The organism is Aliiruegeria haliotis (assembly GCF_003003255.1).
Lineage (GTDB): Bacteria > Pseudomonadota > Alphaproteobacteria > Rhodobacterales > Rhodobacteraceae > Tropicimonas > Tropicimonas haliotis.
This window is the reverse complement of the sequence record NZ_PVTD01000002.1, coordinates 311,271-330,578: the sequence shown is the minus strand read 5'-3', so window position 1 is coordinate 330,578 and position 19,308 is coordinate 311,271. Positions and strand designations below refer to the sequence as shown.

Below are 19,308 nucleotides of genomic sequence, written 5' to 3'. Positions count from 1 at the left end.
TCCGTACACGGGGGCCGTCTCCTTGCGTTCACCATGCAATGGGACCGGATGCCTTTGAGCGAGGCACTGAGCGCCCTCTACCAAGCCGGCCCGATTTCTGGCAGGGGCATTGTCGCGGCTCGAGCCGTCAACCCGACCTGATCATTCTGCGAAAGGCCAGGGCAGAGCTACGGGCAAGCGATTTCATCCAGATCCCTGAGGGAAGGCTTCGTGCACCTTCAGCAAGGTGTGCCTCAATCCTCGATTGCCGGAATGCGAGGCCGCCGGCGCGGATGGGCGCAACCATCAACTCGCAGGTGTACCGGCTTTGGGGATCAGGGGCCAACTATGCCCAGGTTCGATCACTCATCTCGGGGAAGGCGCAGGGAAGTCTCTGCGCAATCTTTCGGGATCCCCACGGGCCACAGCGCTGCGAGCGGGCTTTGCAATGGTCATGGTGCCGAACGAGGGGTTGATCAGCCGGCGCCGGACCTCAAACTCCGACCTCCGGTCCGTAGCAGAGCATCGGTTCCTCCGCCTCACCCGCTTCATAAAGCTCCGTTGCCCCGGGTTGATCCTCGAACAAGGCCCTCAGCCCATCGCCGCGGGCATAGAACGTCCAGCATTGTGGCGCTCCGTCGCCGTCATAGACGAAACAGATGAAGGGCCCGTCCTGATACCAGCGCCCCTCCTTGCACTCACCATCGAGGAAGGACCACGTCACCCGTTGTCCCTCCCGGTACCGCTCTACCCCGTAGGCTTCGCCGTCAGAGAAGAAGTACAACGTCCGTCCGAGGGTGTGGGCATCGAATTGCTCCCCAGTCATCGGGGATTGTGCGGTCGCGGCCAATGGCAGCAAGGTGAGCAGGAAGGTGAGGGGGGAAAGGCGCATCATCGGTCCGGCATCCTGTCGACAGGTGGGTCGCGCGCACTCTGCCACAAGTGCCCCCCGAACGGCCAGTCACAACCCCGCCAGAGAGTGTCGCCCCGAGCGGTGGAGGCCGGGCACCAATTGGCTCCCCGGACGGCGGGGCTTATGGACCGCCGGGCCTGCCGCCACGGCAGCGGTGGCAGGCTGGAACGGTCCCGGCTAGGCTCACGCCATGGTCCCGCCGATCCTGATCGCCCTCGCTGCCGCCAACGCGGTCTACTACCTGGTCGCGCAATGCTACCGCGGACCCAGCCTGCCCAAGTCGGTCAGCAAAACGATGTCCACGTCACTGCTCGCCGTTGCCGCGCTGGCTTTGGATGCGCCCCCATTGCTGGCGGTGGCACTTGCGCTTGGGGCGGCCGGCGATCTGGCGCTTTCCAGAGACGGCGAAACGGCCTTCCTGACCGGCCTGATGGCCTTCGCGCTTGCCCATGTAGCCTATATCGTTCTGTTCGTGGCCACGGGCGGTGCCGACCCGGGCGTTCTGCAAACTGGCTGGCGGATGAACGCGGCACTCGGCCTGCTCGCTTTCGGGGGCGCCATGGGGCGGTTGCTCTGGCCGGCGAGCGGTGTCCTGCGCTGGTCCGTCATGGGTTACCTCGCGATCATCCTCACCATGGGGCTCGCCGCGCTGGCCACGCCACCGCAGGCGCTCGCTATCGCTCCTGCGACGGCGCTTGCGGGAGCGGCGCTCTTCATCCTGTCCGACGCGGTTCTGTCGGCCGAGCTCTTCCTGCTGCCGAAACGCCATCCCCTGCGCCGCGTTGCGCCTTTCGTCATCTGGTCCAGCTACTGGGCGGCGCAATACCTGCTGCTCCGAGGCTTCACGCCCTGAACCCCGCGTCACCCGAACCCTTCCATATTCCGGCGCGGTTGATTAGGTGAGCGGGACTGGCAGAGAAAGTTCCAAGATGGCATTCCTCAAGAAACTCAAGGACCGGCTGTTCAAATCCTCCTCGAAACTCGAGGAGGGGCTCGATGCGATTGTCCAGGAAGGTGGCGAGGCAGAGGTCGCGGAGCCGTCCACGCCGGACCCCCAGCCCGAGAAAGAGCCCGCCCCGATCCCGCCCGCCGCGCCGGAGACCACGGCGCCCGCGCCCGAGGAAGTGCCCGAGCCCGAGCCGATGCCGGTCAGCGTGCCGGAGGTTGAGATCCCGGTCGACCCGACACCGTCCCGGCCGCCCGCCACGCCGGAGGAGACACCGGCGGCGCCAGAGCCGATGCCCGAGCCCGCGCCGATCGAGGTCCCGCAACCGGTCGACCCCGCGCCGGTGCCCGAGCCGACCACGCCCGACACCCCGGAAGAGACGGCCCGCCCGGGATTCCTTGGCCGCATCCTCGGGCGCTCCGAGCCCAAAACTGTCGTTCGCCGCACGCTCGACGACGATATGCTTGAACAGCTTGAGGAACTCCTGATCGCTTCCGACATGGGCGTGGACACGGCCTTGCGCGTCTCCGCCAACCTCGCCGAGGGGCGCTTCGGCAAGAAGCTCTCCACCGAGGAAATCCAGCGGCTGCTCTCCGGCGAGATCGCCCGCATCATGGAACCGGTCGCCAAGCCGATGCCGCTCTATGCGCGAAAGCCGCAGGTCGTGCTCGTGGTCGGGGTCAACGGCTCGGGCAAGACCACGACCATCGGCAAACTGGCCAGCCAGTTCCGTGCCGCGGGAAAATCCGTGGTCATCGCCGCCGGTGACACCTTCCGCGCCGCCGCCGTCGAACAGCTTCAGGTCTGGGGCGACCGCGCGGGCGTGCCCGTGCTGACCGCGCCCGAAGGATCCGACCCGGCCAGCCTCGCCTTCGACGCGATGGAGCAGGCGCAAAAGGACGGCGCCGACCTTTTGATGATCGACACTGCTGGCCGGCTTCAGAACCGTGCCGACCTCATGGAGGAACTGGCCAAGATCGTGCGTGTCATCCGCAAGAAGGACCCGGACGCGCCGCACAACACGCTGCTGGTGCTGGACGCGACCACAGGGCAGAACGCGCTCTCCCAGGTGGAGACCTTCCGCGACCTCGCCGACGTCTCCGGGCTGGTGATGACCAAGCTCGACGGAACCGCGAAAGGCGGCGTGCTCGTCGCGCTTGCCGACAGGTTCGGCCTGCCCATCCATGCCATCGGCGTCGGGGAACAGATCGACGACCTTCAGGCCTTCGACCCGGAAGACTTTGCCCAGGCCCTCACTGGCGCAAGCACCTGACAGGGGGCGGTGACGTTCCGCAGGTCCCCCGGCGATCCGGGGGATGTCCCGGGGGCGAGCCGAGAGTAGCCGCACAACATGTCCGAATGGATCACCAGCCTTGAGGGCACTGACGCCGGTGCGACGGTGGCGACACTGCTGGCGCTTGGCGCGGCCTTCCTGCACGCGGTCTTCGGTGCGCTGCAAAAGGGGCGCTATGATCCGTGGCTGTCGCGCGGAGCAATCGATAGCTGGCTATTCGTTCTCTCCGCGCCAATCGCGCTGTTCGTGGTGCCGTGGCCCGAGGGCAAGGCATGGTTGATCCTTGGCGGCGCCATGGTGATCCACTTCGCCTACAAGATCGGCATGGCGCTCGCCTTCTCCCGCGGGGCCTTTACCGTCGTCTACCCGGTCGTGCGCGGTTCGGGCCCGCTTTTCACGGTCATCGGCGCCTACCTGCTCTTCGGAGAGACGTTCAGCCTGATACAATGGCTTGGCGTTCTGACTCTTGTGGCCGGGATCTTCGGCCTTGCTGTCTACAACCTGATCCATATCGAGATCGACCGCGATACGCTTGTCGCGGCCCTCTGGCTGGCCTTGTTCACCGGCGCCATGGTCGCGCTCTACACCACCTACGACGCCTTCGGCATCCGCTACACACCTGACCCGTTCACCTTCCTTGCCTGGTTCTTCTTCCTCACCGCCATAGACATGCCGATCATCGCCGCACTTCGCTGGCACAACATGGCAAGCCACCCGCCATTGCGCCCGCTTCTCGGCATGGGCTTCTTCGGGGCCATCGTGGCCTGGGGTAGCTTCGGCTCGGTGATGCTCGCCACACGTCTCGACAAGGTCGGCGAGGCCGCCGTTCTGCGAGAGACATCCACCGTCTTCGCGGCCCTCATCGGGTGGCTTGTGCTGAAGGAAACCGTCGGGCCACGTCGTCTGGCGCTGATGACAACAATTGCTCTCGGCGCCGTGATCGTTGAACTCGGCGGTTGACACGCCGTCCAAAACACGGTGTCCAGACCCGACCAGAACAGAGGCGCGATACATGGAAGAACGGACCGTCAACCCGGTGCTGAAACAGGTGCTCGAGCTTGGGCCTCCACTCGCGTTCTTCGTCGTCTACATGTACATGCGCGACGAGACCTACACGATCGCTGGCACGGAATATGGCGGTTTCATCGTTGCCGCTGGTGCCTTCGTGCCGCTTCTGCTCGCCTCGATGGCGGTGCTGTGGAAACTCACTGGAAAACTGTCCCGGATCCAGGCCGTCACGGCCTTTCTGGTCATCGTCTTTGGGGGGCTGACGGTCTGGTTCAACGACGAGACCTTCTTCAAGATGAAGACGACAATCGTCTATGGCCTGTTTGCTGTCCTGCTCTTCATCGGGTTGGCGCAGGGGCGCAGCTACCTCGCCTGGGTGCTGGGCGACATGATGCCGATGGCGCACGAAGGCTGGATGAAGCTGACATGGCGGCTGGCAATCGGCTTTGGCGTTCTGGCTGTCGCCAACGAGTTTGTCTGGCGCACCATGTCCACCGACGCCTGGGTGAAGATCGAGACTTTCGGTTTCCCGATCGCGCTCTTCGTCTATCTCTGGGCGCAGATCGTCACGTTGCAGAAATACATGGATCTGGAGGACGCCAGACCCGAGGAGTGATGGCGCGGCAGCGTGTTGACGGCGTGCTGTGTCGCTTCGGGATGCATGAAACCAGACCGGGACTGCCGCAAAACCGGTCATGCAAGGTCGCCCTGTCGACCTGATTTCATCACTTGCGAGTCAACCGGACCGATTGCCGGCCATGCTACCTTTACCGCTATCAGTCCTTTGAAAACCGCATTATGGAAGGGCCGACCAAGCCAATCAGGGAGCCTCTTCCGTGAGCAATCCTTCTCCGTCAAGCGCGACCGACGACAAGGGTCCGCAACTTTCTCCGTCCGATCAGGGTATCCGCTTCCTCGGCAAGATCCTCGGCCGCGTTCTTCACGCTCAGGAAGGCGGTCTCGCCTATGACACGGTGGAGAACATTCGCCTGGCATCGGTCGAATACCACCGTACCGGGGACGAGAATGCCTATGCGAAGCTGCAACGAACCATTGCTGGGTTGCCGGAGGAGCGCACGCTTCAGGTTCTGCGCGCCTTTACCTACTTCCTCCACCTGCTGAATATCGCGCAGGATCAGGGGACGCTTGAGGCGGAACGCACCGCGGCGTCGGAGCTGGATGTGGTGATCCAGGCGGTGCGCGACGCGGGCTACACCGAAGAGCAGATCCTCAAGTTCTTCCGAGAAGCACTGATCAGTCCGATCCTGACGGCCCACCCGACGGAGATCCGTCGCCAGAGCACGATGCGCTCCGAGTTCTCCATCGTCCGGCTGCTTGACGAGCGGACACGGGCGCGCGCGGTGGGGCTCGATCACGCGAAGATCGACAGCGCCATCGAACGCGAGATCGCGACCCTGTGGCAAACCCACCTGCTGCGCCGGAGCAAGCTGACCGTCAATGACGAGATCAAGAACGGTCTGGCCTACTACGACCATACCTTTTTCGAGGCGGTCCCGAAGATCCTCGAAACGACCCATGATGCTCTCAACATCCCGCCCGGCGAACTGACGCCGCCGTTCCTGCGCATCGGCTCCTGGATTGGCGGCGACCGGGACGGCAATCCCTTCGTCACCGACGAAGTCCTCCGCAATGCGTTCCGCCTGCAAGCCGGCCACGCGCTCACACACTACCTCGAAGAGGTCGACCACCTCACCCGGGAGCTTTCGATGTCGATCCGGGTCGTGAAGGTCAGCGACGAGGTCCGGCGCCTCGCGGAGGCGTCGCCCGATGCCTCCCCCCACCGCGACGACGAACCCTACAAGCGGGTCATGATCGGGGTCTTTGCCCGCCTTGCCGCGACGCTGAAGGACATCGATCCCGAAGCCCCGCCACCGCGCCCGGCGCAACCGGCCGAACCCTACCAGGGCACCGAGGAACTGATGGAGGTCCTCGACGCCGTCGATGCCTCGCTGCGCGCCAACCAGGCTGCGATTATCGCCGACGGTCGACTGCTGGAACTGCGAGGCAAGATCCGCAGCTTCGGCTTCCATCTCTCAAGTGTCGATCTGCGACAGAACTCGATGGTGCACGAGGCCACGTTGGCGGAGCTGTTCGAGGCCATCGCGCCCGGCACCGGCTACAAGGAGATGGACGAAGCGGCGCGGATCGCGCTGCTCTGCGAGGAACTGAACTCCCCGCGATCGCTCATCCGGCCATTCTGGACCTACTCGGAGGCGGTCGAGAAGGAGTTGCGCATCTTCAGGGCGGCCCGGGAGATCATCGACCGGTTCGGGCCGAAGGCGATCACCACGTCGATCATCTCCAACGCGCAGTCGGTCTCCGACGTCCTGGAGGTCTGCGTGCTGCTCAAGCAGGTCGGGTTGATGCAAACTGATGGCACCTGCACGATCTCGGTCGTGCCGCTGTTCGAGACCATCGCCGACCTTCGCATGGGGCCGCAGATCGTCTCCGATCTTCTGGACCTGCCGGAGTATGCCCGCGTGCTCGACAGTCAGGCGGGCACCCAAGAGATCATGCTGGGCTACAGCGATTCCAACAAGGACGGCGGCTTCGTCACCTCCGGCTGGGAACTCTACAAGGCGGAACGGGAACTGGTGAAGCTGTTCAAGGCCCGGTCGCTGAAAATGCGGCTGTTCCACGGCCGCGGCGGCTCTGTCGGTCGCGGCGGCGGACCGGCCCGCGAAGCCATCGTGGCCCAGCCGCCGGGCGCGGTGGATGGCCAGATCCGGCTGACAGAGCAGGGGGAGGTGATCTCCTCTCGCTATTCCCATCCCGAGAGCGGCTATGCCCACCTCGAGACGCTTGTGACAGCAACGATCGAAGCCTCGCTGATGCCGGGCGAAGACCTTGCCACCAATGAGGCGGCCGCGATCATGGAGAGCCTCTCGGAGTTTGCGTTCCAGGCCTATCGCGACCTCGTTTTCAACACCGAGGGGTTCGAGGAGTTCTTCTGGGAATCGACGATCATCAGCGAAATCGCGGGTCTCAACATCGGGTCGCGCCCCGCGTCGCGCTCCGCCACGCGGGAGATCCGGTCGTTGCGGGCAATTCCCTGGGTCTTCAGTTGGGCGCAATGCCGGCTGATGCTGCCCGGCTGGTACGGTTTCGGCACCGCGATCCGGCAATGGCTGGAGAGCGATGCCGGCGATCCGGAGGCTCTTGTGGCTCTCTACCGGGAATGGCCCTTCTTCCATTCGCTGGTGGACAAGGTTGCCTCGATGATCCGGAAGAGCGATCTGTCGATTGCGGCGCACTACGCCGATCTTGTGCCGGACACAGAGCTTCGTGATCGGATCTTCAGTCGGATCTCGGAGGAATGGGAGGCCACGGTGCAGGCGTTGGAAACGATCACCGGCCAGCGCCCGGGCGAGGATCTGGAGGACCGTACGCCGTATCTCGATCCGCTGAACCATATCCAGGTCGCCCTTCTCAAGAAGGCCCGTTCCGAGGAAATCACCGAACGGTTGCAACGCGGATTGCTGCTGTCGATCAACGGCGTGGCGTCGGGGCTGCGCAACACCGGCTAGAAAAGCGATGGGGCGGGGCCACTCTCCCCGCCCCACCATGATCGGCCTGGAGCATATATCCGGCGTGCCGCCGCACGCCTTCAGGACATTGGGGATGTTGGAATAGACATCACCAGCCGACCATTTGGGAAACAACTTGCTACTGAAAAGGGCTTGTTGCGACGGGCGCCGCAGAAAAACCCGGACCAATACCCTGCGCCACACCGGGAAGCCCCAGAACAAGGCAAGTGCGAACGACGCGGGGCAGCCAGTCGCCGCAAGTCCATCGGTACGGAGGCAATCTCCGCTGAGTTTGAGCTCTCGATGTCCTGCGATATCATGACGGGTCCACTCGGAAACATGACCAACGCGGCCATGTCCCATGTATGGCACCTGTGACCCCCGGTTTCTGTGAGCCGGTTCACACAAGCTGCTAGTTAACCGAGATTAATGGCCAGAACAGGTCAGATTTGTTCGCAATCCCGGAGCCTTGCAAGCTCGGCCCGGTCCAGCAACCGGATTCGCCCGCGGCCGACATCGACGAGATTGCCACGGCGCCATTCCGCCAGCGTCTTTGAGACATGTTCGCGGGTCGCGCCAACGTAGTCGGCAAGCTCTGCCTGGGACATGCGGATCGTGTCCTTGGTATCGGCCAGTAGGAGCAGCTGTGCCGCAAGGCGCGGAGTCGGCGGCAGGAAGACCTGATCCTGGACCTGCTGGTTCATCAGCCGCATCCGCTGACCGGCAACGCGGAGCAGGGCAAGGGCGATCTCGGGGCTGTGGGTCAGTTCCCGGAGAAGGGCATCCTGCCCAATCATGCGCAGCCGGCAGTTGGACAGCGCCTTGGCCCGTGCGGTGCGGGGCCCCGGATCGAAAATCGCGATCTCCCCAAATACGGCACCGGCATCGAGGCGGCTCAGGGATAGTTTCCGGCCCGCAGCGGTCAGGACCCCGATCTCCAGCGTTCCCTCGTCGAGGATGAACAACCGGTCATCGTGGTCGCCTTGCTCAAAGAGCACCGCGCCTGCCTTGAGACGGATCTCCTTCAGCCGCGCGCCGAGCAACGCGACCAGACGCGTGCCCCAGTCTTCTTCACTGTCCTGTTCCGTCATGCTCCACGGTCGTCTCAGATGGCCCCCGGACAGGGGAGTGGCCCTGTTCAGGCGGCGGTGGCCGTCAACATGTTCACTTCTAAACGAGATTCACGGAGTTGTCACCGATCCGGATGTGGTTGCCCCAGACCTCCGGAGCGCGGCCAGTCGATGTCGGAGCGAAGTGGGTGCGTACTGGCCCGGCGTCTTGACTGCGGCGGATCAAAGGCGGGCAGGGGAAGCAGCCGCCGGGCAGAGCCCGAGCGGCGATGGCGCCGCGATGCGGCGCAGGCCCCCGGTGGGCACATCGATTGGGGCAGCCGAAGGTATGCGGGGCACGGTTGGAAAGCACCGCTCTTGCCGGGAAAGGCTCGCCCGCCAAGGCGCACCTTTGGCGTCGATGCCTGAGGGGTGCGTGTTGTGCCCCCGCCGCCAAGGTGACGCCGGGGGCACGGGCCATTCAGCCGCGTTGCAGCATCGACGGGGCCGAGAAGGCGGCGCTGTATGGTCTGGCAACGGACAAGTAGGCATTGTAGCTCTCAAGGCAGCGCGCGAAGTCGGGATTGGCGGCGGCCTGCTCGTCCAGAACCTCGACCACGGCCGTCTTCAGCGCCGCAAGGACTTCCTCCGGGAAGGTCTTGAACATGACGCCGCTGTCCTGCAACGCCTTGAACGCCTGGGCGTTGAAATACTCGAACTGGGCGATGGTCTCCGATTCCGCGGCTTCGGCGGCATTGCGGATGATCGCCTGAAGGTCGGGGCTGAGGCTCTCCCAGGCGTCCTTGTTCACCACGACGTTCAGGCCTGCGCCGGGCTCGTGGAAGGCGGGCGCGTAGCAGATATCGGCGACCTTGTTCATGCCGAAGGCCTGGTCGAGCATCGGGCCAACCCATTCGGCGGCGTCGATGGCGCCGGACTGGAAGGCGGGGAAGATCTCGGTCGGCGGCAGAAGCACGGCATTCACACCGAGCTTGCGCATGGCCTCGCCGCCAAGCCCGGCGATCCGCATGTTAAGGCCGGAGAAATCCTCGACCGAGGTGATCTCCTTCTTGAACCAGCCCGCAGCTTGCACGGTCGAGTTGCCCGAGTTGAAGGGCACGAGGTTCCGCTGGCCGTAGATCTCGTCGTAGAGGTCCTGGCCGCCGCCGAACTTCAACCAGGCCGACATCTCGGTGGCTGTCATCCCAAACGGGATCGTGGTGAAGAAGTGGTTCGCGGAGTTCTTGCCGGCGTTGTAGTAGGGCGTTCCATGACCGATCTCGGCGGTGCCGTTCTGCACTGCATCTTCCACGGCAAAGGCAGGGACAAGCTCGCCGCCCGAATAGAGCTTCAGCTTCAGCCGGCCATCGGCCATGGCATTCACACGCTCGACGAAGGTGGTCGCATTGGTCCCGATCCCGGGGGCTTTCGACGGGAAGGAGGTCGGGCATTTCCACTCGATCACGCCTTGCGCGATGGCAGGTGCGGCGAGGGCTGCGGCGGGGGCGGCAATGGCCCCGGTCTTCAGGAAATCGCGACGTTTCATCTTCTTCTCCCTTCATGCGGGGCACCACCGCCCCGGTTCTTCAGTTATCCGAACAGAACTTGCGGCAGCCAGGTCGCCAGCGGCGGCCACAGGAACACGATGCCCAGCGTCACGACCTGGATGAGAATGAACGGCACCACGGCGCGGTAGATCGTGCTGGTGGTGATCTCTTCCGGAGCGGCGGAGCGGAAATAGAACAGGGCGAACCCGAAGGGCGGTGTCAGGAACGAGGTTTGCAGGTTGAGCGCAACCAGCACCGCGAACCAGACCGGATCGACATCCTGAAGCAGGATCGGGCCGACGAGCGGAATGACGATGAAGACGATCTCGATGAATTCGAGGATGAATCCCATCGCGAAGATCACCAGAAGGGTGAAGATCAACATCGTCGTGTGATCGCCCGGCAGGTTGGTCAGCAATGCGTGCACCCAGTCGTCGCCCCCGAAGCCGCGGAAGACGAGGCTCAGCATGGAGGCGGCGAGGATGATGCCGAAGATCATGCCGGAGACCTTGGCGGCCTCTCCCAGTGCAGCGCCGAAAACGCCCGAACGGGTCAATGTGACGACGGCCACGCTCAACCCGATCACCACGAGCGCGGTCAGGCCGAGGGCAAGGATCGAGCCGCCGCCAAGGGTCAGTTCCCCGGAGCTGAGGTTGATCCGACCGACCCCGGTCAACCGCAGGATCACCAGGGCGAAACCGGCCACAGCGGTCGCGGTCATGCCGTGGCGCAGCCAGGCCGGGCTGCGGCGCTTTTCGGGTGTGCGGGGGGCTGTGCCGTCAGGTTGGGAGGCGGCGTCGCTGGCGGTTGTCACGCGCGCGGCGGTGATCAGCAAGGTGCCGGCAACGCCGATGGCTGCGGCCTCTGTCGGGGTGGCGACACCGGCGAGGATCGAGCCAAGCACCGCGAGGATGAGCAGGATCGGCGGCAGCACTTCCCGCATCACATCCCAAAGGCCAATCTTCGGATCGGTGTCCACGGCTTCGGCGGGCACCCGCGCCAGCCGGAAGGAGATGAAGATCCCGTAGAGCAGCACCAGCACCAATCCCGGCACCAACGCCCCGGCGAAAAGATCGCCGACGGTGACCGCGTCCGGAGCGAAGTTCCCCGCCCGTTGCTGGGCATCGAGATAGGCATTGGCGACCTGGTCGCCCAGCAGGATCAGGACGATCGAGGGCGGGATGATCTGGCCCAGCGTTCCCGCGGCACAGATCAGGCCGCTGGAGGTGGCGTCCGGCACCCCGACGCGGCGCATGGCCGGCAGGGAGATCATGGCAAGCATGACGATGGTGGCTCCGATGATGCCGGTGGAGGCGGCGATCAGCGTGGCGATCAGGAGCACGGAAAGGGCCAGCGCCCGCGGCGAGCCACCTAGAAGGCGACTGACCTGCATCAAGGTGCGTTCGGCCACCCGTGAGCGCTCCAACAGCACGCCCATCAGGACGAACAGCGGCACCGCGATCAGGAGGGAGTTCTGCATTACCCCGAAGGCTCGCTGCGGATATGCCTGCAGGAAGCTGAGGTCGAAGGCGCCGAAGGCCGATGCCACGAAGGCCACGACCACGGGAACGCCGGCCAGGATCAGCATCACCGGGATTCCGGAGAGGATGCCGGCCAAAAGGCTCATCCCGAGGATGATCAGCCACATGTTCTCAAGCATCGCGGGTCTCCGAGGCCGGCACGAACAGGCCGGAAATCCCTTGCAGGATCATCAGCACGCAGGCGAGCGGCAACATGGTCTTGACGAGGTAGAGCCCCGGCAATCCGCCGGTCTCGACCGAGGCTTCGCGGATCGACCAGCTGTAGGTCACATCCGGCCAGCCCCACCAGATCGTCAGGCCAAAGACGGGAATGAGGAAGGCAGCGATGCCCACCCGGTCGAACCAGTGGCGCACCTGCGTAGTTTGGCCGCTGCGGAACACGTCGACGCGGACATGGGCGTCGAGCGCCTGTGCCACGGGCAGACCCAGCACCACGAGCGTGGCAAAGCTGTAGGCCACGGCATCCTGCAACTCGATGAACCCGACGCCAAAGACGTATCGCAGGATCACAACGGAAAACTGCCCGATGAACATGAGCCCGAGGAGGATCTGGCAGAGCCGGCGCGTGAGATGGTGCACCCGGCTGGCCGTCTTGGACAGAATGGTCATCTGTTTCCCTTTCTTGTCAGCCAAATGCCCAATCGCCCCAGTCTCTGCAAGGGCCGGTGCCTGACGGCAGCCGCGACAGTTTGGCTGTTTCGTTGGTTTCCGGAGTGGAATCCAGCTCTTGGAGGGGCTTTTGCGCAGGATTTGCAGGGCATGTGGCAATTCATGGGGCGGCGGTGCAGCGTCTGCCTGACGACGTTGGTGTTCCGTCCCGAAGGCCGTTCGGTGAAGCCATTCTTGGGCGCCCTCTGGTGTCACGAATAGAACCGGAACCGGCGCCCGGTCGTGCCTGAAGTGCACGGCGGACGGGGCGGAAAACACGGATCGTCGCCACCAATCCTGCATGGGTGACGATGCGGTTCGGGACGCTCGCCTACATGGTTCGGGCGGACGCCACGCTGACGCCTTGGCGTTTCGACTAAAAACCGCCGCGAGCAGCGACCACGATATCGCCCGCATCCGACCCGATGGGCTGTTTCCTGCCGAGCGCGAGCGCGTGCCGCTGACCTTTCCCATTCCCGGCTTGAGCGCCTAAAAGGCTGTTTGCCGGGTGCAAACCAAGGTGCCAAGGGCGTCTTCCCACGCCGGTCCCGACATCGCCGGGTACGCTGACAAGGATACCGCGGTGGCGACCGCCGCGGCCGTTCCCGGAAGTGAGTTGACTCTCGCAGCCGGGCGATCCCTTCTCCGGTCAGAATTCAGGAGATCCGATGACACAGACTTTTAATCAGGAACTCGAAGATCGCCTCGTCCGATATGCCGCGATCGACAGTCAGTCCGATGAGCAATCCACCACTTCGCCCAGTACGGAGATCCAGTTCGATATGCTCCGTCTGCTGGAAGAAGAACTGACCGGGATCGGTGCAGAGAATGTTGAGATCACCGACTATGGTGTCGTACTCGCAACGATACCCGGGAATGCCCCCGGGCCGACGATCGGGTTCCTCGCCCATGTCGATACGGCACCGCAGTTCAACGCCACCGGCGTGAAACCAAGGGTGATCCGGGGCTACTCCGGCGGCGAGATCACCTTCCCCGAAGATCCTTCGCTGGTGCTCTCACCCGAGGTGAACGCCTATCTTGGCGAGAAGGTCGGAGATGACATCATCACCGCTTCGGGTCTGACGCTGCTCGGTGCCGACGACAAGGCGGGCGTGGCGATCATCATGACGGCAATGCGCCACCTGATGGAGAACCCGCAGATCAAGCATGGCCCGATCCGTGTCGCATTCACGCCGGACGAGGAGATCGGACGGGGCGTGACCGAGCCGCTGCCAAAGGACATGGCCTGCGACTTTGCCTATACGTTCGATGGCGGCGTGGTCGGCGAAATCGTCTACGAAAGCTTCTCCGCCGACGGGGCGGTGGTCACGATCTCCGGCGTTTCCATCCATCCCGGCAAGGCAAAGGACAAGATGGTGAATGCCATCCACCTTGCGTCGAAGATCATCGCGACATTGCCGCAGGCGACGATGACGCCGGAGGTTACCGACGGACGCAAGGGGTTCATCCATGCCACCGAGATGAGCGGCGGCTCGTCGGAAATGCGGATCAAGTTCATCCTGCGCGACTTTGAACGCGACGGGCTGGAGGCGAAGGGGACGTTGCTGCGGCAGGTTTGCGAAGCCGTGGCGGCCACCGAACCGCGCGCCACGATTACCTGCGAGATCGGCCACCAGTATCGCAACATGCGCTATTGGCTGGAGGATGACATGACGCCGGTGGAGCTCGCGTTGGAGGCCTGCCGCGAGAGTGGGGTGGAGCCCTTTTCCCAGCCCATCCGCGGTGGCACGGACGGGTCCCGCTTGACCGAGTTCGGCCTGCCGACGCCCAATATCTTCACCGGAATGCAGGAAATCCATGGCCCGTTGGAGTGGATCTCGGTGCAGGACATGGTGAAGGCAACCGAGGTCTGCATTCACCTCGTCGAACTGGCCGCCCGGAAAGAATAGGTCAGGCCGGGCATGGGCGCTCGGACGGACAGCCAAGGCAATCGGGATCGACCCTGCCGCTGCCTGCGCACAGATTTCGGCGAGGGCAAATGCTGGCCCGCGTCCGCCTGAGTTGGGGGAGTGGTCACCCGGTGAGCTATCGCGCTCAATGGCCCGCGACGTGGGCTCAGGGCGGGTCGGACTGGCCCAATTTCCGGGGGAGGGCCGATTGCTCCGGCACGTCCTGCGACACCGGCATGGCCGGTCAAATGCAGTGTCCTGACCGGTTCGGCAACATCCCGATCTCGGTGCGATGCCGGATGCCGATCGGGTACAACTGGTGCTGTCTGGGCGGTCCGGGTTTCCAAAACGAAACCGTTGTCGCCGTCAACGCCGCTCCCAGCCTCGAAAATGTCGGAAAAACCATGCGCGGCCGGTTGCCGTGACGATAAGAGCGAAAGTAACACTTCACGAGCGGCCGGGAGGAGACCAGCGTGAGCCACAAGTCCGACATTGAGATTGCCCGAGAAGCCAACAAGAAGCCGATCCAGGAGATCGGTGCCAGGTTGGAAATTCCGTCCGAAAGCCTGCTGCCCTATGGTCACGACAAGGCCAAGGTCTCTCAGGACTTCATCGGCTCGCTCGGAGGGCGCAAGGATGGCAAGCTGATCCTGGTGACGGCCATCAACCCGACACCGGCTGGCGAGGGCAAGACCACCACGACCGTCGGGCTGGGCGACGGGCTCAACCGGATCGGCAAGAAGGCCGCGATCTGTATCCGCGAGGCCTCGCTCGGGCCGTGCTTCGGCATGAAAGGTGGTGCAGCCGGCGGTGGCTACGCGCAGGTCGTGCCAATGGAAGAGATGAACCTTCACTTCACCGGCGACTTCCACGCCATCACCAGCGCCCACAACCTGCTCTCCGCACTGATCGACAACCATATCTACTGGGGCAACGAACTCGGCATCGACGAACGCCGGGTCACCTGGCGTCGGGTCGTCGACATGAATGACCGCGCGTTGCGCGATATGGTCACGTCCCTTGGCGGTGTGGCCAATGGTTTCCCGCGCCAGACCGGCTTCGACATTACCGTGGCCTCCGAGGTCATGGCCTGTCTCTGCCTTGCCAACGATCTTGGGGATTTGCAAAGACGCCTTGGAAACATCATCGTCGCCTACACGCGGACGCGGGACCCGATCTATGCCCGTGATCTGAAGGCGGACGGCGCGATGACCGTGCTGCTCAAGGACGCCATGCAGCCGAACCTGGTGCAGACCCTCGAAAACAACCCGGCCTTCGTGCATGGCGGACCCTTTGCCAATATCGCGCATGGCTGCAACTCGGTGATCGCCACCAAGACGGCATTGAAGCTCGCCGACTACGTGGTGACGGAGGCCGGCTTCGGTGCCGACCTCGGGGCCGAGAAGTTCATGAACATCAAGTGCCGGAAGGCTGGCCTCTCCCCGGACGCAGTTGTGATCGTCGCTACGATCCGGGCGCTGAAGATGAACGGCGGCGTGGCCCGCAAGGATCTCGGCCCGGAAAACGTGGAGGCCGTTCAGGCAGGCTGCCCCAACCTCGGGCGGCATATAGCGAATGTGAAGAGTTTCGGTGTGCCAGTTGTCGTGGCAATCAACCATTTCGTGACCGACACCGAGGCGGAAGTGGACGCCGTGAAAGCGTTCGTTGAGACGCAGGGCGCGGAGGCCATCCTCTGCCGTCACTGGGAACTGGGCTCGGAGGGCACGGAGGAACTTGCCACCCGCGTGGCCGAGATCGCCGATAGCGGTGTCTCCCAGTTCGCCCCGCTCTACGAAGACGACATGCCGCTTTTCGAGAAGATCGAGACCATTGCCAAGCGGATCTACCATGCCTCGGAAGTCCTTGCCGACAAGAAGATACGCGATCAGTTGCGCCAGTGGGAGGAACAGGGATACGGCACGCTGCCGGTGTGCATGGCCAAGACCCAATACTCGTTTTCGACCGACCCGAACCTGCGCGGCGCTCCAACCGGACATGGTGTGCCGATCCGCGAGGTGCGCCTGTCCGCAGGTGCCGGATTCATCGTTGCGATCTGCGGAGAGATCATGACCATGCCGGGCCTGCCGAGGGTGCCGGCCGCTGAAGCGATCATGCTCAATGACGCAGGTGACGTCGAAGGCTTGTTCTGAGCGCTCAAAGGAGTATGCCTGCGGCCGCAAGGATGGCCGCAGGAGTAGGATGACAATGACCCGCAAACCGGCAGAGAGCTGTCAGTCGATGGCGGAACTGCGCGCTCAGATCGATGCACTGGACATGGACCTGGTGCGTCTCCTCGCCGAGCGCGCGGGCTACATCGACCGCGCCGCCGCATTGAAGATGGTCGATGGCCAGCCGGCGCGGATCGGGTCGCGGGTGGAGGAGGTCGTTGCCAATGTCCGCGCTGAAGCGCTTGCCGATGGGCTCGACGCCGATTTGATCGAGCTGATCTGGCGGCAGTTGATCGAGTGGTCGATCCGGCGCGAGGAACGCGTGCTGGGCTCCGAAGGCGCTTGAGCCAAGATGGATCAGGTGGCGCCAACGGGTGAAGCGCCACAGACAATTGGACGGCCGGTCTCGGTCTGAATCATGGGCGAGCCCACGCGGGCTGGCTCGGGAAAAGGAATGATGCGCATGGCAGCAGAAATCATCGACGGAAAGGCCTTCGCGGCCAGTGTACGGGAGAAGGTCGGAGCACAGGTCGCGACACTGGTTCAGGATCATGGGCTAACCCCCGGATTGGCGGTGGTTCTTCTGGGGGACGACCCGGCAAGCCAGGTCTATGTCCGCAACAAGGGAAAGCAGACCAGGGAAGTCGGTATGCATTCGGTTGAGCATCGTCTGCCCGAGAGCACCTCCGAGGAGGACCTGCTGAAGCTGATCGACGCGTTGAACAACGACCCGGCGATCCATGGCATACTCGTGCAGTTGCCCTTGCCGGAACACCTGAACTCGGACCTCGTGATCAACGCTATCGATCCCGCCAAGGATGTCGACGGCTTTCACATTTCGAATGTTGGCTTGCTCGGGACGGGGCAGAAATCCATGGTGCCCTGCACGCCGCTCGGTTGCCTGATGATGCTGCGGGACTACCACGGTTCGCTGTCGGGGCTGAACGCCGTCGTCGTTGGCCGATCGAACATTGTCGGCAAGCCGATGGCGCAGCTTTTGCTGGGCGATAGCTGTACGGTGACCATCGCTCACAGCCGCACGAAGGACCTTCCGTCGGTTGTTCGCGGCGCGGATATCGTGATCGCGGCGGTCGGGCGGCCACAGATGATCCCGGGCGCGTGGATCAAGCCCGGTGCGACCGTGATCGATGTTGGAATCAACCGGATCCCGAAAGAGGACGGCAAGACCCGCCTTGTCGGGGACGTGGAGTTCGACTCTGCGGTCGAGGTGGCCGGCGCGATCACGCCCGTTCCCGGGGGCGTCGGTCCGATGACCATCGCGTGTCTGCTGGCGAATACCTTGACGGCCTGCTGCCGGGCCAACGGCCTGCCCGAGCCTGAAGGGCTCACGGCGTAGGGCTCCCGCCCCTTTCAGGTGGCCTGGCGGCCCCCCGGAAGCGTTGGGCCGGGCGCGCGGCTGTCGCCGCGCGCGCCGCGTTCACAGAGGGATCATTGTCCCTTGAAGAAGCGCGATTCCCGTTGTCCTATCGCTCTTCGTGGCAAAGACCTCAGCCTTCACAACGACCAACCGTCGGCCGGCTTTGACCACCTCGCCAACCGCGCGCAACTGTTCGCCGTCGGCCGGGGCGAGCAGGTTGATCTTCATCTCCACGGTCATAACTTCCGCGTCCGGCGGCATGACAGAGAGGGCAGCGTAGCCTGCGGCGCTGTCTCCGATGGAGAACGTCAGCCCGGCATGTCCAAACCCGTGCTGTTGCTGCGCACAATCGAGGATCGGTGCCCGGATCGCGACCCGGCCGGCCTCGATCCGGTCAAGGCGCGCGCCAAGTGTGGCCATCATGCGCTGAGCGGCGAAGCTTTGCTGGATCTTGTCCTCGATGTCAGGCGCCAGTTCCATTCCATCCCCCCTTGATGTCCCGATGTATCCTTCCACAGCCAACAGACCCTGCCAATTGCTGGCTGCCGTCGCGGCGATGTTGCGCCGATCCGACCGAGCGCTGGAAGGGGTGGTGTTCGATGTCCTGCGAACCGGGCGTGGCCGCGCTTGCGCGCGGCCACGCCCAACGGAGAGGTCTCATCCTTGATGAGGCCGATCCGGCGGGAGCCCCCCGTCACGGGCCGATCGGAAACACGACCGGTGTGGGGCCCGTCAACACGGCCTTCATGGGCGGGCGCAGGAGGGCAAGAATCTCCGGTGCATCAGCATCCATGCCGCCGGTGTAGGAGCCAAAGGCCGGCAGGATCAGGCGGCACCCGTCTGTGAGGAAACAGGGCCGTCGGCTTCCGGCGAGCCGCGCTTTCGGATGGTAGTGGCCCGAAACCTCGCCGGGGGCCGCATCGGCTTCGGCGATGTGCCGGAACACCAGTCCGCCGAGCCGAACCTCCGCCAGGTGTTCGCCCCCCAACCGCACCGGCCCGGGATCGTGATTGCCCGCAATCCAGACCCAGTCGCGCCCTGCCATCATGCGCGCGATCCACATCCGGTGTGCTTCGGACAGGCCGTGTTCCGCCGGACCATCGTCGAAACTGTCGCCCAGGCAGATCACCCGCCGTGGCGCCATGGCCGAGATTTCGGCGTCCAGCCGCTCCAGGGTTTCGTCACATTCGTAGGGCGGGACCAGAGCGCCCCCGCGGCGGGCCATGCGTTCCGCCTTGCCCAGATGCAGGTCGGAAACACAAAGCAGCCGCTCTGTCGGCCACCACAGCGCGCCGGACGGACGCAGCACCAGCGATTCTCCGTTAAACGTCAGCGCGTTCATGCCTCTCCTCTCCCCGCAGCCGGTCGCCACGCGGGCC

Annotated in this window: 16 protein-coding genes; 9 read left to right on the top strand and 7 right to left on the bottom strand. The window is 64.2% G+C overall.

What is annotated here, in order from left to right:
* Positions 1-472: 472 nt before the first annotated feature.
* Positions 473-874: a hypothetical protein gene (locus CLV78_RS06950; RefSeq protein ID WP_106204062.1), complete on the bottom strand. Its 402-nt coding sequence runs from the start codon at positions 872-874 to the stop codon at positions 473-475.
* 208 nt (positions 875-1,082) lie between these two features.
* On the opposite strand from CLV78_RS06950, the gene CLV78_RS06945 reads away from it, so the two are divergent.
* The 5 genes from CLV78_RS06945 to ppc all read left to right on the top strand — a co-directional run bounded on the left by CLV78_RS06945 (position 1,083) and on the right by ppc (position 7,688).
* Entirely contained in the window at positions 1,083-1,745 is a 663-nt protein-coding gene (locus CLV78_RS06945; RefSeq protein WP_106204061.1) for a lysoplasmalogenase, read from the top strand.
* A gap of 76 nt (positions 1,746-1,821) precedes the next feature.
* Positions 1,822-3,111: a signal recognition particle-docking protein FtsY gene (ftsY, locus tag CLV78_RS06940; RefSeq protein WP_106204060.1), complete on the top strand. Its 1,290-nt coding sequence runs from the start codon at positions 1,822-1,824 to the stop codon at positions 3,109-3,111.
* A gap of 78 nt (positions 3,112-3,189) precedes the next feature.
* Positions 3,190-4,092: a DMT family transporter gene (locus CLV78_RS06935; protein WP_106204059.1), complete on the top strand. Its 903-nt coding sequence runs from the start codon at positions 3,190-3,192 to the stop codon at positions 4,090-4,092.
* A 52-nt stretch (positions 4,093-4,144) separates the two neighbouring features.
* The gene (locus tag CLV78_RS06930; RefSeq protein ID WP_106204058.1) at positions 4,145-4,756 is read left to right on the top strand and encodes an inner membrane-spanning protein YciB; all 612 of its coding nucleotides are present in this window, start codon (positions 4,145-4,147) and stop codon (positions 4,754-4,756) included.
* 220 nt (positions 4,757-4,976) lie between these two features.
* Positions 4,977-7,688, top strand: coding sequence for a phosphoenolpyruvate carboxylase (ppc, locus tag CLV78_RS06925; protein WP_106204057.1), 2,712 nt, complete (start codon positions 4,977-4,979; stop codon positions 7,686-7,688).
* Between the two features lie 443 nt (positions 7,689-8,131).
* On the opposite strand, the gene CLV78_RS06920 is transcribed toward ppc, so the two are convergent.
* From CLV78_RS06920 to CLV78_RS23830, 4 genes are all read right to left on the bottom strand, one after another.
* Positions 8,132-8,779, bottom strand: coding sequence for a Crp/Fnr family transcriptional regulator (locus tag CLV78_RS06920; protein WP_106204056.1), 648 nt, complete (start codon positions 8,777-8,779; stop codon positions 8,132-8,134).
* Positions 8,780-9,218: 439 nt separating this feature from the next.
* Positions 9,219-10,283 carry a TRAP transporter substrate-binding protein gene (locus CLV78_RS06915; RefSeq protein ID WP_106204055.1) on the bottom strand — a complete coding sequence of 355 codons (1,065 nt, stop codon included), beginning with the start codon at positions 10,281-10,283 and terminating at the stop codon, positions 9,219-9,221.
* 44 nt (positions 10,284-10,327) lie between these two features.
* Complete coding sequence (locus CLV78_RS06910) at positions 10,328-11,944, bottom strand: TRAP transporter large permease (protein WP_106204054.1); 1,617 nt, start codon at positions 11,942-11,944, stop codon at positions 10,328-10,330.
* Complete coding sequence (locus CLV78_RS23830; protein ID WP_158263461.1) at positions 11,937-12,434, bottom strand: TRAP transporter small permease subunit; 498 nt, start codon at positions 12,432-12,434, stop codon at positions 11,937-11,939. The genes CLV78_RS06910 and CLV78_RS23830 overlap by 8 nt, the downstream gene beginning before the upstream one ends.
* 707 nt (positions 12,435-13,141) lie before the next feature.
* Between CLV78_RS23830 and pepT the strand changes: the two genes are divergently transcribed.
* From pepT to folD, 4 genes are all read left to right on the top strand, one after another.
* Positions 13,142-14,383, top strand: a complete 1,242-nt coding sequence (pepT, locus tag CLV78_RS06900) for a peptidase T (RefSeq protein WP_106204052.1) — start codon at positions 13,142-13,144, stop codon at positions 14,381-14,383.
* Between the two features lie 473 nt (positions 14,384-14,856).
* Positions 14,857-16,533 (top strand): formate--tetrahydrofolate ligase, encoded by a 1,677-nt coding sequence (locus CLV78_RS06890; RefSeq protein ID WP_106204050.1) that lies wholly within the window; start codon positions 14,857-14,859, stop codon positions 16,531-16,533.
* A 55-nt stretch (positions 16,534-16,588) separates the two neighbouring features.
* A complete protein-coding gene (locus tag CLV78_RS06885) occupies positions 16,589-16,897 on the top strand; it encodes a chorismate mutase (protein WP_106204049.1) in 309 nt (102 codons plus the stop codon).
* A gap of 117 nt (positions 16,898-17,014) precedes the next feature.
* Positions 17,015-17,908, top strand: a complete 894-nt coding sequence (folD, locus tag CLV78_RS06880) for a bifunctional methylenetetrahydrofolate dehydrogenase/methenyltetrahydrofolate cyclohydrolase FolD (RefSeq protein WP_106204493.1) — start codon at positions 17,015-17,017, stop codon at positions 17,906-17,908.
* Positions 17,909-17,989: 81 nt separating this feature from the next.
* Here the strand turns inward: folD and CLV78_RS06875 are convergent, their stop codons facing one another.
* Together CLV78_RS06875 and pdeM are read right to left on the bottom strand one after the other, a co-directional pair.
* Positions 17,990-18,403 carry a PaaI family thioesterase gene (locus CLV78_RS06875; RefSeq protein WP_106204492.1) on the bottom strand — a complete coding sequence of 138 codons (414 nt, stop codon included), beginning with the start codon at positions 18,401-18,403 and terminating at the stop codon, positions 17,990-17,992.
* A 220-nt stretch (positions 18,404-18,623) separates the two neighbouring features.
* The gene (gene pdeM, locus CLV78_RS06870) at positions 18,624-19,271 is read right to left on the bottom strand and encodes a ligase-associated DNA damage response endonuclease PdeM (RefSeq protein ID WP_106204048.1); all 648 of its coding nucleotides are present in this window, start codon (positions 19,269-19,271) and stop codon (positions 18,624-18,626) included.
* Positions 19,272-19,308: the final 37 nt, after the last annotated feature.

Bases quoted from the DNA above. Each gene is read 5' to 3' on its own strand.
- CLV78_RS06950 (WP_106204062.1), bottom strand. From the start codon at position 874: ATGATGCGCCTTTCCCCCCTCACCTTCCTGCTCACCTTGCTGCCATTG.
- CLV78_RS06945 (WP_106204061.1), top strand. From the start codon at position 1,083: ATGGTCCCGCCGATCCTGATCGCCCTCGCTGCCGCCAACGCGGTCTAC.
- ftsY (WP_106204060.1), top strand. From the start codon at position 1,822: ATGGCATTCCTCAAGAAACTCAAGGACCGGCTGTTCAAATCCTCCTCG.
- CLV78_RS06935 (WP_106204059.1), top strand. From the start codon at position 3,190: ATGTCCGAATGGATCACCAGCCTTGAGGGCACTGACGCCGGTGCGACG.
- CLV78_RS06930 (WP_106204058.1), top strand. From the start codon at position 4,145: ATGGAAGAACGGACCGTCAACCCGGTGCTGAAACAGGTGCTCGAGCTT.
- CLV78_RS06920 (WP_106204056.1), bottom strand. From the start codon at position 8,779: ATGACGGAACAGGACAGTGAAGAAGACTGGGGCACGCGTCTGGTCGCG.
- CLV78_RS06915 (WP_106204055.1), bottom strand. From the start codon at position 10,283: ATGAAACGTCGCGATTTCCTGAAGACCGGGGCCATTGCCGCCCCCGCC.
- CLV78_RS06910 (WP_106204054.1), bottom strand. From the start codon at position 11,944: ATGCTTGAGAACATGTGGCTGATCATCCTCGGGATGAGCCTTTTGGCC.
- CLV78_RS23830 (WP_158263461.1), bottom strand. From the start codon at position 12,434: ATGACCATTCTGTCCAAGACGGCCAGCCGGGTGCACCATCTCACGCGC.
- pepT (WP_106204052.1), top strand. From the start codon at position 13,142: ATGACACAGACTTTTAATCAGGAACTCGAAGATCGCCTCGTCCGATAT.
- CLV78_RS06885 (WP_106204049.1), top strand. From the start codon at position 16,589: ATGACCCGCAAACCGGCAGAGAGCTGTCAGTCGATGGCGGAACTGCGC.
- folD (WP_106204493.1), top strand. From the start codon at position 17,015: ATGGCAGCAGAAATCATCGACGGAAAGGCCTTCGCGGCCAGTGTACGG.
- pdeM (WP_106204048.1), bottom strand. From the start codon at position 19,271: ATGAACGCGCTGACGTTTAACGGAGAATCGCTGGTGCTGCGTCCGTCC.